The 13,864-nt window shown below is 68.4% G+C and carries 10 protein-coding genes; 5 read left to right on the top strand and 5 right to left on the bottom strand.

Annotation, left to right across the window (positions count from 1 at the left end; genetic code table 11):
• Positions 1-14: 14 nt before the first annotated feature.
• Positions 15-1,991 carry an ABC-F family ATP-binding cassette domain-containing protein gene (locus tag SYV04_RS29850; RefSeq protein WP_321549361.1) on the bottom strand — a complete coding sequence of 659 codons (1,977 nt, stop codon included), beginning with the start codon at positions 1,989-1,991 and terminating at the stop codon, positions 15-17.
• Between the two features lie 122 nt (positions 1,992-2,113).
• Here SYV04_RS29850 and SYV04_RS29855 point away from each other — a divergent pair, with 122 nt between their 5' ends.
• The 4 genes from SYV04_RS29855 (at position 2,114) to SYV04_RS29870 (ending at position 6,747) form a co-directional block, all read left to right on the top strand.
• Complete coding sequence (locus SYV04_RS29855) at positions 2,114-3,838, top strand: serine/threonine protein kinase (protein ID WP_321549362.1); 1,725 nt, start codon at positions 2,114-2,116, stop codon at positions 3,836-3,838.
• A 162-nt stretch (positions 3,839-4,000) separates the two neighbouring features.
• Positions 4,001-5,068, top strand: a complete 1,068-nt coding sequence (locus SYV04_RS29860) for a putative zinc-binding metallopeptidase (protein WP_321549363.1) — start codon at positions 4,001-4,003, stop codon at positions 5,066-5,068.
• Between the two features lie 63 nt (positions 5,069-5,131).
• Entirely contained in the window at positions 5,132-6,196 is a 1,065-nt protein-coding gene (locus SYV04_RS29865; protein WP_321549364.1) for a D-alanine--D-alanine ligase family protein, read from the top strand.
• Positions 6,197-6,255: 59 nt separating this feature from the next.
• Positions 6,256-6,747 (top strand): GAF domain-containing protein, encoded by a 492-nt coding sequence (locus tag SYV04_RS29870; protein ID WP_321549365.1) that lies wholly within the window; start codon positions 6,256-6,258, stop codon positions 6,745-6,747.
• Here SYV04_RS29870 and SYV04_RS29875 read toward each other — a convergent pair.
• The 4 genes from SYV04_RS29875 to SYV04_RS29890 form a co-directional block, all read right to left on the bottom strand.
• Positions 6,744-9,050, bottom strand: a complete 2,307-nt coding sequence (locus SYV04_RS29875) for a hypothetical protein (RefSeq protein WP_321549366.1) — start codon at positions 9,048-9,050, stop codon at positions 6,744-6,746. The two genes, SYV04_RS29870 and SYV04_RS29875, sit on opposite strands and share 4 nt — an antisense overlap.
• 160 nt (positions 9,051-9,210) lie before the next feature.
• Positions 9,211-10,119, bottom strand: a complete 909-nt coding sequence (locus SYV04_RS29880) for a pseudouridine-5'-phosphate glycosidase (RefSeq protein WP_321549367.1) — start codon at positions 10,117-10,119, stop codon at positions 9,211-9,213.
• A 43-nt stretch (positions 10,120-10,162) separates the two neighbouring features.
• Complete coding sequence (locus SYV04_RS29885; protein ID WP_321549368.1) at positions 10,163-11,980, bottom strand: tryptophan dimethylallyltransferase family protein; 1,818 nt, start codon at positions 11,978-11,980, stop codon at positions 10,163-10,165.
• 484 nt (positions 11,981-12,464) lie between these two features.
• Positions 12,465-12,806 (bottom strand): PilZ domain-containing protein, encoded by a 342-nt coding sequence (locus SYV04_RS29890; RefSeq protein ID WP_321549369.1) that lies wholly within the window; start codon positions 12,804-12,806, stop codon positions 12,465-12,467.
• 150 nt (positions 12,807-12,956) lie between these two features.
• On the opposite strand from SYV04_RS29890, the gene SYV04_RS29895 reads away from it, so the two are divergent.
• Entirely contained in the window at positions 12,957-13,862 is a 906-nt protein-coding gene (locus SYV04_RS29895; protein ID WP_321549370.1) for a DMT family transporter, read from the top strand.
• The last annotated feature ends 2 nt before the right edge of the window (positions 13,863-13,864 follow it).

Raw genomic sequence — 13,864 nt, forward strand, 5'->3', positions numbered from 1 at the left:
GCCTCGGCGCTTTCTCAGGCTCCCAGCGTGGCGGCGGCCGCCGCGAGCTTCTCCTGGGCCGCCTCCCACTCCATATAGAGCGTCTCCAGCTCTTCCTTGCCGGCGCGGTGCGTGTCCATCAGCGGCTTGGCCCGCGCGAAGTCGTTATAGAGGTCCGGGTCGGCCAGCTGGGCCTCGCGCGTCTTCTGCTCCGCCTCCAACTTGGCGATCCGCTCTTCAATCCGGGCGATCTCCTTCTTGATCGGCCCCTCGACGGTGCTGCGGCGCTGGCGGGCCTCGGCCTCCACCCGCTTGCGATCCTTCTCGCTCATCGCGGCCGTGGCGGCTTTGTCGCCGCCCGCCTTGGCCCGCTCCCCTGCCCCCGCCGCCTCCGCCGCCAGGCGCTGCTGCTCCTGGTGGTACAGGTACTCGTCCAGGTTGCCCGAGTACGGCACCACCTTGCCGTCCAGCACGTCCCACACCTGCGTGGCCAGCCCGTTCACGAACGCGCGGTTGTGCGAGACGAACAGCAGCGTGCCGCCGTACTGCTGCAGCGCCTCGATGAGCATCTCGGACGAGTCGAGATCCAGGTGGTTGGTGGGCTCGTCCATCAGCAGGAAGTTCGAGGGCCGCAGCAGCAGCTTCGCCAGCGCCACGCGCGCCCGCTCACCGCCCGACAGCACGCCGATGGGCTTGTCCACGTCATCCCCCGAGAAGAGGAACGCGCCCAGCACCCCGCGCACGTAGCTCTGCGGTTTGTCGGCCGCCAGCGGCATCACCTCCTCGAGGATGGTGTTGCGCTTGTCGAGCGTGTCCGCGTGGTGCTGCGCGTAGTAGCCCATCACCACGTTGTGCCCCAGCTTCACCTCGCCACTGTCCGGCGCCAGCTCGCCCGCGAGGATCTTCAGGAGCGTCGTCTTGCCCGCGCCGTTGGCGCCAATCACCGCGATGCGCTGGCCCCGCTCCACCCGCGCCTCCAGCCCCGAATACACCACGTGGCTGCCGTAGCTCTTGCGGATGCCCTCCAGCATCGCCACGTCCCGGCCCGAGCGCTCCACCTCCGGGAAGCGGAAATGCACCGTGGAGCGCTCCTCCAGCAGGTGGACCTCCTCCAGCTTCTCCAGCATCTTCGCGCGGCTCTGCGCCTGCCGGGCCTTGGTCGCCTTGGCGCCGAACCGGTCGATGAAGGCCTGCAGCTCGGCGCGACGGGCCTCCACCTTGGCGGCGCGGGCCTTGAGCTGCTCCATCTCGTCGGCGCGCTGGCGCTTGTAGGAGTCGTAGTTGCCCACGTACGTGCGCAGCCCTTCGATCTCCAGCGACAGCACCCGCTTCACCTGCCGGTTGAGGAACTCCCGGTCGTGCGAGATGAGGATCAGCGCCTTGTTCGACCGGCGCAGGAACTCGTCGAACCACGTGAGCGTGGGTACGTCCAGGTGGTTGGTGGGCTCGTCCAGCAGCAACAGGTCCGGATCCTGGAGCAGCAGCCCCGCCAGCGCCGCGCGCATGCGCCAGCCGCCCGAAAGCGCCCCCGTGGGCTTGGCCAGGTCCGCCTCCCGGAAGCCCAGGCCCTTGAGGATGCGCTCGGCGTGGTGCCGGCCGTAGTGCTCCTCGAAGTGGTCCAGCTCCGTGTGCAGGTCCGCCAGCTCCTGGGACAGCTCCAGCTGGGTCTCCTCGTCCGGGGCCTCGGCCAGCTCCTTCTCGGTGCCCTTGAGCCGGGCCTCTAGCGCGTCGCGGCCAGGCACGGTGCTCATCACCGCCTCCACCACGGTGCCGGAGGGCAGGCCCGCCAGCTCCTGGGGCAGGTAACCCACCCGGGCCCCTCGGGCGAAGGTGAGCGTCCCCGAGTCGGCGTGCTGCACGCCCGCGACGATCTTCATCAACGAGCTCTTACCGGTCCCGTTGGCGCCCACCAGTCCCACCCGGTCCTTGGGACCGAGGGTGAAGCTGGCGTCGTCGAAGAGGACCTTCTTGCCGTAGGCGAGGCAGACATCCTGGGCGATGAGGAGGCTCATGGCGGGTGCGGGGTGTAACAGCCCTGAAGGCCTTCGGGAACGTCCAGAATGCCTGCTTGCTCGCTCCCTTCCCCACCTCCCCCTTTGGGCCTCGCGCGCCGGTTGCCTATACTCCGGCCCCAATGGCCTCCCCCTGTCCTCACTGTGGAAGCACCGACGGAGTCGATCACCTGTGCGGCGGCGCCAGCCTGGCGCTGCTGGGCACGGTGCTCGATGGCCGCTACAAGATCGAAAGTGTGCTCGGCCAGGGCGGCATGGGCATGGTCTTCCGCGCCACGCAGACCTCCGTGCAGCGCCCGGTGGCCGTCAAGACGCTCAACCCGGCGCTGGCCGCCGCGCCCACCTTCTTCGAGCGCTTCCGCCGCGAGGCCGAGGTCGCCAGCCGCCTGCGCCACCCCAACGTCATCACCATCTATGACTTCGGCCGCGCCCAGGACAACACCTGCTACTACGTGATGGAGCTCCTGGAGGGCGAGAGCCTCAAGGAGATCGTCAAGCGCGACGGGCCCATGTCCCTGCGCCGCGCGGTGAACATCATGGAGCAGGCCGCGCGCGGGCTGGCGCACGCCCACGCAGAGAACTGCGTCCACCGCGACCTCAAGCCGCACAACATCATGGTGCAGCAGCTCGACGGGAAGGACTTCGTCAAGGTGCTGGACTTCGGCCTGGTGAAGGCCCTGGAGCAGGAGGAGGAAGAGCAGCTCACCTCCACCGGCCAGGTGCTCGGCACGCCGCAGTACATGCCGCCCGAGCAGGCCGGCGGTGAAGTCGTGGATCAGCGCTCGGACCTGTACTCGCTGACGGGCGTCCTCTACTACTGCCTCACCGGCACCTCGCCCTACGGCGCCAACACGGTGCGCAAGGCGCTGACCGCCGCGCTCACGCAGACGGTGCCGCCGGTCAACAGCAAGCGCCAGGGCGCCCCGGTGTCCGCCGAGCTCGATGCCTTCATGCAGAAGGGCCTCGCGCGCGAGAAGGAGGACCGCTTCCAGTCGGCCGAGGAGTTCATCGACGCGATGCTGGACGCGGTGGCGGACCTGTCGCCCGAGCAGATGGACGCGCGGCCCTCGGGTGGGGCTACCGCGCGCGAGGGCGGCAGTGGCAGCCGGCCCAGCGGTGTGTCCGGCGCGCGCAAGAGCCCCGGCAGCGCCAGCAGCGCACGGCCCTCGAAGGCCTCGGCCAACTCCAACCGCAGCGCGCCCTCCAACGTCATCGTCTCCCGGAGCGCCGTGGGCAGCGCTCCTTCCGCCAGCCGGCCCCGCGCCAGCGGCGGGACCTCCCAGCGCGCCCCCGCCCCTCCTCCTCCGGCACCGCCGCCGCCCGAGCCTCCCGCCGGCATGTCCACCGGCATGAAGGCGGGGATCATCGGCGGCGCCCTGCTCCTGCTCCTCGGGGGCGGCGCGGTGGTGGTCCTGAGGCCGGGTGGCTCCGAGTCCACCGCGACGACGCCCACGCAGGTGGTGGAGGTCCCTCGCGAGCAGCCCGTGCGGCCGGCTCCGACGAAGCCTCCCCCCGAGACGCCGCAGCCCTCGGCGCCGACCATCAGCCCGACCGTGGCGGTGAAGATCAACTCCTCCCCTTCGGGCGCCGGCATCTTCAACGAGGAGGGCACGCAGATCGGCACCACGCCCACCTCGCTGGTGCTCTCGCGCGACAAGACGCACAAGCTGAAGCTCCAACTCCAGGGCTACCAGGACGCGGAGCGGCCGTTGAACCTCGGCTCCGTGGCGGACAACTCCGTGGTGGTGGACGTGCCGCTGTCGCCCGTGCGCACCGCCACCCCAAGCAAGCCCAAGCCCCCCAAGCAGGGCGGCGGCGACAAGTCGGACATCACCATCTTCGAGTAGTCCGAGCCGGGCGCCGGGCCCTCTCCCGCCTGGTCGCTCAGCTGCACGACGAGGTCGTTTGAGCGCAAAATGCCCAAGGATTTCGGGCGTTTGCACATGGGAGGAAGCGAGCCAATTTACCCCTGAGCCCTCGCCGTTACACTCGGAGGGCCCGGGGACCCGATGCTCTCGCCTTCCCAGATCACCTTCCGCGAAAAGACCATCACCGATCCGCACGAGGCGGCCGACTCGCCACGCCGTCCGGAGCGCGAGGCGCTGCTCCAAGCGCGCATCAAGGATCTCAAGCTCCACCTGAAGGGCACGGCCCTGGAGCGGCACATCCAGCAGCTCTACGGCGAGCTGGAGGCCAAGGGCATCTCCTTCCGGCCCGAGTGCTACCTGTCGGATCAGTGGGGCTGCCCCTCGGGGGTGCCGGTCATCGGCCTGCCCTTCTACCTGGCGGACCCTCGGCTGCACACGCTGGAGGCGGAGCTGGGCGGCGACGCGGAGACGGAGCGCGAGATCCTCATGTACCTGCGCCACGAAGCCGGGCACGCGTTCAACTACGCCTACCGCCTCTATGACACCGAGGAGTGGCGGAAGATCTTCGGCGACTACTCCAAGCCCTACCACGACGACTACAAGCCGCGGCCGTTCAGCCGCAAGTACGTGGTGCACATCTCCGGCTGGTACGCGCAGAAGCACCCGGACGAGGACTTCGCGGAGACGTTCGCGGTGTGGCTCACGCCGGGAATGGACTGGGCCAAGCGCTACGCGGGCTGGGGCGCGCTCAAGAAGCTCCACTACGTGGACGAGATCCTCAAGCGCCTGGGCCGCACGCCGCAGCTGGTGCAGCTCGCCGACCGGGATCTCGACGTGGAGGACATGGAGGAGACGGTCCTCGACCACTACCGCCAGCGCCAGCTCGAGGAGCGCGTGGAGCTGTCGCTGCGAGACCACCTGGACCAGGAGCTGCTGGGCCTCTTCGAGCCGGCGGACGCGGCGCCGGCGAGCGCCGAGACGCTGGTGCGCGCCGAGCGCCAGTCCCTCATCCAGGCCGTCACCCAGTACAGCGGCGTGGGCGCCCCCATGGTGCGCGCGCTGGTGGACCACCTCGTGGATCGCGCCACCGCGCTGCGCCTCACCATCCACCTGGACAAGACGCGCGAGTACCTCACCAAGCTCACCTCATTGGTGACGGCGCTGGCGATGAACTACCTCTACACGGACCGCTTCTTCGAGGTGGACTGAAGCGCGGGCGATGTTCGGTCCCGGGGTGCGCTGGACGGAACCAAGGCTTACACTTGGCTTGTCATGGCCACGCTCCAGCCCTTGAAGATCGCCATCCTGCACTACCTCCCGGAGGGAGAGACCATCGATCCCGTGGTCACCCAGGTGGGTGACTCGCTCCGGGAATTGGGGCACGAGTCCACCACCATCGCCGTGAGCGATCGCGTCTTCGACATCCTCGAGAAGATCGAAAGCTCGAAGTGCGACCTGGTGTTCAACCTCTGCGAGACGTTCGCCGAGGACTACCGGATGGAGGTGAACGTCGCGGCGCTGATGGAGCTGGGGCGGGTGAAGTTCACCGGCTCGGGCACCGCGGGCCTGCTGCTGGCCCAGGACAAGATCCTCACCAAGCAGCTCCTGGAATACCACGAGATCCCCACCCCGGACTTCGCCACCTTCGACGGCGTCACCGTGGAGACCAACGGCGATCTCGAGTTCCCACTCATCGTCAAACCGGCCCGGAGCGACGCCTCGATCGGCATCGGGAAGAAGTCGCTGGTGCGCACCTGGGAGGACCTGACGAAGCGGGTGCAGGAGATCCGCAAGGAGCTGGGGGACGAGGCGCTCGCCGAGGAGTTCATCGAGGGGCGCGAGGTGTACGTGGGCGTGATTGGCACCAAGGAGATGCCGGAGATCCTCCCCATCGTGGAGCTGGACTTCGGCAACTGGGACCCCAAGAAGCCGACCATCTCCGATCGCGAGGTGAAGTTCGGCCCGGAGACGGAGGGCTCGCCCAAGCTGATGATCGCTCGCAACATCACCCCCGAGCTGCGCCAGCGCGTCGAGCGGGCCGCGCTGCTGGCCTACCGGGGGCTCAAGCTGCAGGACTACGCCCGAATCGACCTGCGCATCTCCTCGGAGGGCGATCCGTACATCCTCGAGGTGAACCCCAACCCGTACCTGGAGGACAAGAGCGAGCTGGCGCTGGCGGCCCGGGAGAAGGGCCTGTCCTACACCCAGCTGGTGGGCCGCATCCTGGAGTCGGCGGCGCAGCGCTACGGGCTGGGGCGCAAGCCAGCGGCGGACAAGGCGCCTGCCGCCGAGAAGCCAGCCCCCGCTCCGGTGTCTGCCACCACCCCCCCGGGCTGACTTTTCCGAGAGGGGTTTTCATGTAAAAGGAGGCCCCCCGGTATCGAGGACTGCCACCCATGGCCGAAGTGACCCTGGATCTGCGCGGAAGGCCCAAGGCCGAAGCGTACGCCGAGCTCCACAAGCACGTCGAAGCGGTGCTGGAGGGCCTCGACGACGAGATCGCCGCGATGTCGACGATGAGCTGCCTGCTGCACTTTGCCTTCGGTCACCTGTGGACGGGGTTCTACCGGGTGGTGGAGCCGGGCAAGCTGCTGCGAGTGGGCCCCTACCAGGGGACGCTGGGCTGCCTGGAGATCAAATTCGGCAGGGGCGTGTGCGGCACCGCCGCGGCCACGCGCGAGACGGTGGTGGTGCCCGACGTGCATGCCTTCCCGGGCCACATCGCCTGTGACGGACGCTCGGCCTCGGAGATCGTCGTGCCAGTGTTCGGGCAGAACCGCGAGCTGATCGCGGTCCTGGACATCGACTCGGAGCACAAGGCCACCTTCGACGACGAGGACCGCAAGGCCCTCGAGTCGTTGATGGCCTGGTTCTCGCGCAAGCGCTAGTTGGGCTTCACCCGCTGCGAGCCCTGGTTGCGCTCGGCGGGCATCTCCTGCTCCAGGTAGTTCACGGCGGCCTGGAGCATCTTGCGGTCCTTGGAGCCGGGCTCGGTGTACTCGGCCAGGTAGTTCTTCAGGGCCGGCAGCAGGTCCTCCTTGCGCGAGAAGTGGAGCCGGCCGAGCGTGTAGGTCAGCAGGTTGATGCCGTCCATGGGCTCCGAGCCGAGCGTCTCCACGCGATCGAACAGCGTGGAGATCTCCTCGCCGCTCATGCCGAACATCTCGCGCGCGGAGATGAGCGGCTCCAGTCGGAGCGCGGGGTCTCCCGAGAAGAGCTCCCCGTGCTTGCGGGCGAGGAGCTGCAGGCGCTCCGGCGACATCCCGAGCCCCTCGCCGGGCCCCTGGGTGAGTTCGAGGATGCGCTGCGGGTCGGCGTTGATGAGGCTCTTGCGGACCGCGGGGTCCTTGATGCCGGCGGCCAGCAGGTGCTTGTCCTGCGCGGCCTGGAGCTCCGCCTTGCGCTGCTGGGAGTTGATGAGCATGTCCCCGAGCGCCGCCAGGCCCGCGCCGATGCCCACCATCAGGGGCCCCCAGCCGCCGGTGGAGACGACGGCGACGGCCGAGCCCAGCATGCCCACGGTGTCTCCGAAGAGCGCGAGGTACTTGCCCCGGCCCTCGGGCGCGTCCAGGTGGGAGCGGAAGGAGAGGACGCCCGTGGCCACGCCGATGGCTCCGCCGAGGCGCCCGGCGAACTGGCCGAACTTCGAGGCGGACTCGGCGGACAGGTAGCGGCCCCGCCGGGAGGCGGCCTCCAGGAAGCCGGCGGTGACGTCCATGCTGTTCTTGGTGGTGTCCAGGAAGGACTTGAGCGCCGCCTCACCCTTGGCGCCGGGGATGGCGGTGAACGCGTAGAGCGCGCCGAGCCCCGCCCAGGCCGTCTTGAGGTTCTTGAAGCCCGGGCTGTTGACGAAGCGGGTCAGCGCCGTGGTGTTGCCCTTGCGAGCCTCGACGATGGCGCTCACGCCCGAGTTGATGTCGAACTGCGAGTCGATGAGCCCCTTCCAGGGATCGACCAGCGAGCGCAGCTCGGCCTCGGCGGCCTTCGGGTCGGTGGTCATCGCGATCTTCGCGCCGACGTGCGGCAGCGCGGGGGCGAAGACGGTGTTCTGCAGATCGTACGAAGAGAAGGCGGCGCGTGTCTGGGGCGTGGCACGGATGGTCTGGCCCAGCTTCAGCGCCACATCCGCCTGGGGCGAGTCAGCGAGCACGCGCATCGCCTGGGCGACGGGCTCACTGGCGCCCCGGTACGTGGCGGCGGCCACCAAATCGGAGCCATTCGTCGTCATCAACCCCGCGAGCTTGTTCAGCGCAGCCGTCTCGTTCGCGTACACCTTCTTGTTGGCCGGATCGCTGCGGAACGCGTTGATGTAGGCCACCCGCTGCTCGTCCGTGAGCGCGGTGCCGAAGGTGGAGAGCTCCTCGCCCAGCTTCTCGTTGAGCGCCTGGACGGCGCCCTGGGCCTGGCTCAGCTCGGCGCGCGCGGCGCCCACGTCCTTCACGGCCTTGTCGAGCCGCGCGTACACCTTGGCCGGGTCGATGCCCATGCGCTGGGCCACCTTGCCCCACGCGGCCTGCTCGGCGATCTTGGCGGGATCATTCGAGCCCGAGCCTTTGCCTTTGGAGAGGCGGTTGGCGATCTCCACGTCATGCAGCGTGCCCTGGGTGCGCGCGGTGCCGAGCGCGCCCATCACCGTGTTGCGCTCCTTGTCCGTGAACTTCACGAGCGCCGAGCTCTCGGCGAACACGGCCTTCACGAGCCGGTCCAGCGCGGTGGAGGACACGCCGAGCGGATCCCCGAGCTCGTTCTGCTTCAACTGGGAGACGTAGGCGGCGACATAGGCCGGGTCCGCTTTGTTGCGTTCCAGATCGGCGAGGATGGCGCGAGCCCCCTCCGGGCTGTCTGGAGCGCCCGCCTTCTTCGCGCGGGCAATGTCCTCGGTGGCGCGAGCCTCGGGCGTGGCAGCGGTAGAGCCGCCAGTGGCCTGCGCCGTCTTCGTGGCCGCGCTGGCCCCATCCGACCGCGCCGCCGTGAACGAGTCCTGGCCAGCGTCCTGGGGGCGCAGCCGATTGCGCGCCCGGAGCAGCATCCGCGAGGCCTCCTCGAAGGCATCGGCCAGCGGCTCCTCCTCGGGAGGAGGAGGCGGCGGCGGCGGTGGAGGCGGTGCGCTCGCCTCCTCGGTCTCAGAGGCACCCGAGGTATCCGGGGTCTGGGGAGGGGAGACAAACTCCTTGCGGAAGATGAATGTCATAAAGGCCCTGTTCCAGCAGGAGCGGGCGGAAGGCACCGCGCCTGAGTCCGGAGCCTACGCCTTGCCCCCCCACACGCTTGCATCATGATCAGCCTGAACCACCCTCGCCCACCCAGGATCACAAGGGGAACGCTGGGAGCAGGAGCGACAGTGTGGCTGATCAGCCCCTGGCGAGCGCCACGGCCAGCTCACCGGCGAACCGGGAGTTGTTCGTGAGCAGCGCCAGGTTGACCTTGAGCGTCTTGCCCCCGGTGCGCTTGGCCATGTCCGCGAGCAGGAACGGGGTGACGGCCTTGCCGCGAATGCCCTGGCGATCCGCCTCGGCGAGCGCGGAGGCGATGTGCAGCTCCACGTCCGCGCGCGGCAGGGCCACGTCCTCGGGCGGAGGGAGCGCGAACACCATGCCCCCCTGCCCCAGCCGGAGCCGAGCGTGGACGATGCGGGCGGCCGTGTCGACGTCATCGACCCGGTGCTCCAGGGGCAGGCCCGAACCGCGGCTGTAGAAGGACGGCAGCTCGTTCGTGCCCACGCCGATGACGGGCACGCCCGCGGTCTCCAGCGACTCCATCGTCTTGGGGAGATCCAGCACGGACTTGGCCCCGGCGCACACCACGGCCACGGGGTAGCGGGCCAGCGCGCCGATGTCCTGGGAGATGTCCCAGTGCTCGCTGACGCCCCGGTGTACGCCGCCCAGGCCTCCGGTGGCGAAGACGCGGATGCCAGCGGCGGCGGCCAGCTCGCAGGTGGCGCTCACGGTGGTGCCCCCGCTGGCCTTCAGGGCCATGGCCACGGGCAGATCGCGCGAGCCGAGCTTCATCAGCCGCTCCTTGCCCTCGGCGAGGCGGCGCATGGCGCTCTCCTCCAGGCCGATCCACACCTCGCCATCCACCACGGCGATGGGCGCGGGCACGGCACCGGCGCGGCGCACGGCCTCCTCACAGGCGCGCGCGGCTCCGAGGTTGTCCGGGTACGGCAGGCCTTGGGCCACCACGCTCGTCTCGAGCGCGACCAACGGCGCCTTCGCATCCAGCGCGCGGCGCACCTCGTCGGAGAAACGGAGGAATGTCATGGAGGGCATTCAGCCCAGGGGATGGCCGAAAGACAAGCGCGGATCAGGCGCTCATCAGGGAGATGCCCGCGGGGCGCTGCGTCTCCACGGCGCGGGGCACCACGATTCCGTAGGCCTCGGTGGCCAGGTAGAAGGTCGCCCGCACCTTGCCGCCCTCGCGCCGCATCGAGGCCCACTGGATGAGGCCCACCGCCGACTCCAGCGGCCGGCGGCACAGGGCGTTCACCGCGCTGTCGAGCACCGTGTAGCTCTGCGGAGCCAGCACGTTGCGGATGCGCTTCATCGACTCCTGGTCGTTCTCGACGTAGCAGCGGATGGGGCAGTGCAGCGTGACGCTGTAGGGCCGCACGTCGTCATCCGAGGTGAACGCCAGGCACGTGAGCGTGGAGCGCGGCGCCTGGAAGCGACCCTCCTTCTGCAGCTTCTGGCAGAAGGCCTGCGCCTCGCCCGGCACGTACTCCTTGGCCTGGGACATGACCGCCTCGATGTCGTCGGCGGTGGCGTCGGTGTGGGCGATGTAGATCTTCACGCGGGCGGCGGCCTGGCCAGCCATGTCCAGCGAGAAGTAGATGAGCTGGTCCTTGCCCCCGCGGCGCATCGCCACCTCGGAGAGGAAGCGCCAGGCGTTGGTGAAGCCCAGCCGGGTGAGGGCCTCCTTCACCAGGGCCTTGGAGTGCTCGGGGCCGCGCGCCTTCGGGTTGAGGTACACCTTGAGCTCGGGCTGCCCGTTGGGCTTGAGGCAGAAGGCGTGCCACAGCGAGAAGCGCGCGGTGGGTACGCGGGGCTCGAACAGGTCCTTCACCAGGTTGAAGCGCTCCAGCGGGACGCCGAACTCCTGGTTGAGCCGATCATTGAGCGCCAGCCCATCGTCCCAGCTCGACTGCAGCGTGGTGGGGCCGTCGGGGCGCTGGGTCTCGATCAGGAAGCGGATCTCCGGGCGGCTGCCCTCCAGCGCCAGGGAGAGCTCGTACGGGGTGTGGTCGTCGGTGACGTCGCACTTCCAGGGGGGCGTCTCGCCGATGCGGCGCTCACCCCAGGAGCTGCTCATGAAGTTGAAGAAGCGCTGCACCAGCTGCGTGTCCGAGGCGCCGAAGCCCACCGACTGGCACAGGGCCTGGATGCGCGAGTTGCCGAACTCCTGGAACGACTGAGCGGAGGTCTGCTCCACCTCCGTCTTCAGCAGCTCCCAGCGGAACTGCTGATCGCGAACCTCGATCTTGCGCTCGGCGTACCCCTGAAGCTGATCGGCCATATCGCCAATGAGGGTGAACACCTCATCGACCATCTCCAAGGCCTCCTGCTCCATTTCGGGCAGAAGATCGAGCTCCACCGCGCCAACCGCCCACGGCCCGACATCCAGCAGGGTGTGCAGGGCATTGAAGCAGCCCAGCGTCTTGCCGCAGCTGGACTTCACCTCGCGGGCCACGTGCTCCAGGGCGGTCAACGCCACGCGGCTCACCGCGTCCAGCGTCATCATCAGCACCTGGCGCTTGATGGGGCTGGCCTCGGCGGCCATCTTCGTCAGCCCGTACAGGGCGCGGCGCGCCTCGCTGCTGTCCTCGCCCCACACCAGCTGCAGCATCCCGCTGAGGTCGGCGGCGGTGTCCAGCTCGAGCGCCTGGAGATCCTTGCGGAACAGCACCCAGTTGCGGGCCTCGGCGGTGCGCCGCGTCACGGGGTCGCAGTCCTCGCCCAGCAGCTTGCTGCCCAGCTCCGCCATCCCCATCACCAACGGGGTGACGCAAGGCAGGAAGCTGAGACGATCCTGGGGAGCGTGACGTGAGTCCTGGAGAAAAGCCACGAACGCCGAACCGGCGAAGGTCTGCTGCTTCTCTTTCAGCTGCTCCAGAACCCGGTTCATTGCGCTCGCTCCCCAAACTGAACTGTCGTTCGAAACGGCCCGTGGACTTACAGGCTGCTCGTTCGTTTGTCCCCCCGGCTCTGCGGGCTGACGTTCCGGGTCAGCCTTCACCCTCCCGCGCCCCTCAATTCTTTGTGTAGCTAGCGCATTATTTTATCGGCGTCAAAGCCTTCCAAATAAAGTGCTGCAATTTCACTGGTTTTTCCGGAATCGGAGGTAAATCGCACACTCAAATTTCGCCGCTACTGAAAAACCAGCCGTCAATTCAGCTCATGGGTTGAATCTGACTCATCTGGGAAAAATGACCCAGGTGAATCGCAAAAACCGCTCAATCCCACGAGAAATGATGCAAAGAGGCGGGAACTTCAGGGGAGAGGTGACCCAGAAGGCACCACGAGCCACACATCAATTGGGCATGGCTTGCCGTCGCCGCAAGCGCAGCGGCCGGTATCTCACCCTTAAGTCTGAGAAGATGAGTCGAACTTCAGTTCAACCAACCGCCCTTGGGGTCTGCCTCGCGCAGATCATCCGACATGCGAGCGATGGCAGGCTCATGGGCCGCCAAGGTCTCGAAGCACGTGGCGACCATGTACCCGGTGGCTCCCGAGAGGCAGCGCAGCACGCGCAGCTTCGCCTCGGGAATCATCATCTCGGGGATGCTGCCGCTGAGCACCTCTCCCGGCTCCAGGGGCACAGCCACCTGCAACAGGCACCCACTGGCGGAGGCGTTGACGATATCAGCGGTCAACTCCTGGCCGCCCCGCACGAGCCGAATGGTCAACTGCAGGGTGTAGCGCTGATGCCGACGCCGCTCGTGCTCGGACATTCTGCCCTCCAGGATTAAGCCGTACTCTACCGCGTACCCGCCCTGCCGTCACTCCATTCATCGACGCCCTTGAACCCACCCAGATATACATATCAATGCATTGACATACATTGACACAATTATCTGGATTTTGATTACATTTCTGCCGACGTGAGCGCAAGTCCTTCTGAGCGGCCCCCCTCCCCTTCCGCTTTTTCCCTATCGGATCTCGCCCTGCTGACCGTGGTGGTCATCTGGGGGACCAACTACACGGTGGTGAAGGAGGCGTTGGACACCGTGCCCGCGCTGGCCTTCATGTCGCTGCGCTTTGGGCTGGCGGCGGCGGCCATGGGGGTATTGCTGTTGTGGTTGGAGGGGTGGAAGCCCCTGCCCCGGGCCACGCTCCTGCGGCTCATGGGGCTGGGGCTGGTGGGCAACACCCTGTACCAGCTCTGTTTCATGCTGGGCCTGTCGCACACCACCGCGGCCAACAGCGGAATGCTGGCGGCGGTGACGCCGGTGCTGGTGACGGTGCTGGGCGGAGTGCTGGGGTTGGATCGGCTCACCCGGCCGGTGCTGATGGCACTGGTGCTGGCGGTGCCGGGCATGCTGCTGGTGGTGGGCGCGCGCGGGCCGGAGCTGAGCGCGGAGACGCGGCTGGGCGACCTGCTCATCCTCGGGGGCAGCGCGTGCTGGGCCATCTATACGGTGGGCATCCGCGCCATGGGCACGGAGCTGTCGGCGATGCGCATCACGGCGATGGCGATGCTCACCGGGGCCCCGGGGGTGGTGCTGGTGGGCCTGCCGGAGGTGCTGCGGCTGGAGCCCGCGCGCATCGGCGTGGGCGCGTGGGCGGGCCTCGTCTACTCGGCGCTGATCCCCCTGGTGCTGTCCTACTTCGTCTGGAGCCGCAGCGTGCAGAAGGTCGGCAGCAGCCGCACGTCCCTCTACAACGCGGGGATACCGGTGGTGGCGGCGCTCACGGCGTGGGGCATCCGGGGCGAGCGTCCCACGGCGCTCCAGGCGGCCGGCGCGGCGCTGATCCTGTCCGGAGTGCTGGTGAGCCGACGGCGCTGACG

It is taken from the genome of Hyalangium ruber (assembly GCF_034259325.1).
In the GTDB taxonomy this organism is placed as follows: Bacteria; Myxococcota; Myxococcia; order Myxococcales; family Myxococcaceae; genus Hyalangium_A; species Hyalangium_A rubrum.

What these genes read in the sequence shown, in the direction of transcription:
- SYV04_RS29870 (WP_321549365.1), top strand. Translation starts at nt 6,256, where the DNA reads ATGGCCGAAGTGACCCTGGATCTGCGCGGAAGGCCCAAGGCCGAAGCG.
- SYV04_RS29850 (WP_321549361.1), bottom strand. Translation starts at nt 1,991, where the DNA reads ATGAGCCTCCTCATCGCCCAGGATGTCTGCCTCGCCTACGGCAAGAAG.
- SYV04_RS29865 (WP_321549364.1), top strand. Translation starts at nt 5,132, where the DNA reads ATGGCCACGCTCCAGCCCTTGAAGATCGCCATCCTGCACTACCTCCCG.
- SYV04_RS29880 (WP_321549367.1), bottom strand. Translation starts at nt 10,119, where the DNA reads ATGACATTCCTCCGTTTCTCCGACGAGGTGCGCCGCGCGCTGGATGCG.
- SYV04_RS29855 (WP_321549362.1), top strand. Translation starts at nt 2,114, where the DNA reads ATGGCCTCCCCCTGTCCTCACTGTGGAAGCACCGACGGAGTCGATCAC.
- SYV04_RS29860 (WP_321549363.1), top strand. Translation starts at nt 4,001, where the DNA reads ATGCTCTCGCCTTCCCAGATCACCTTCCGCGAAAAGACCATCACCGAT.
- SYV04_RS29890 (WP_321549369.1), bottom strand. Translation starts at nt 12,806, where the DNA reads ATGTCCGAGCACGAGCGGCGTCGGCATCAGCGCTACACCCTGCAGTTG.
- SYV04_RS29885 (WP_321549368.1), bottom strand. Translation starts at nt 11,980, where the DNA reads ATGAACCGGGTTCTGGAGCAGCTGAAAGAGAAGCAGCAGACCTTCGCC.
- SYV04_RS29875 (WP_321549366.1), bottom strand. Translation starts at nt 9,050, where the DNA reads ATGACATTCATCTTCCGCAAGGAGTTTGTCTCCCCTCCCCAGACCCCG.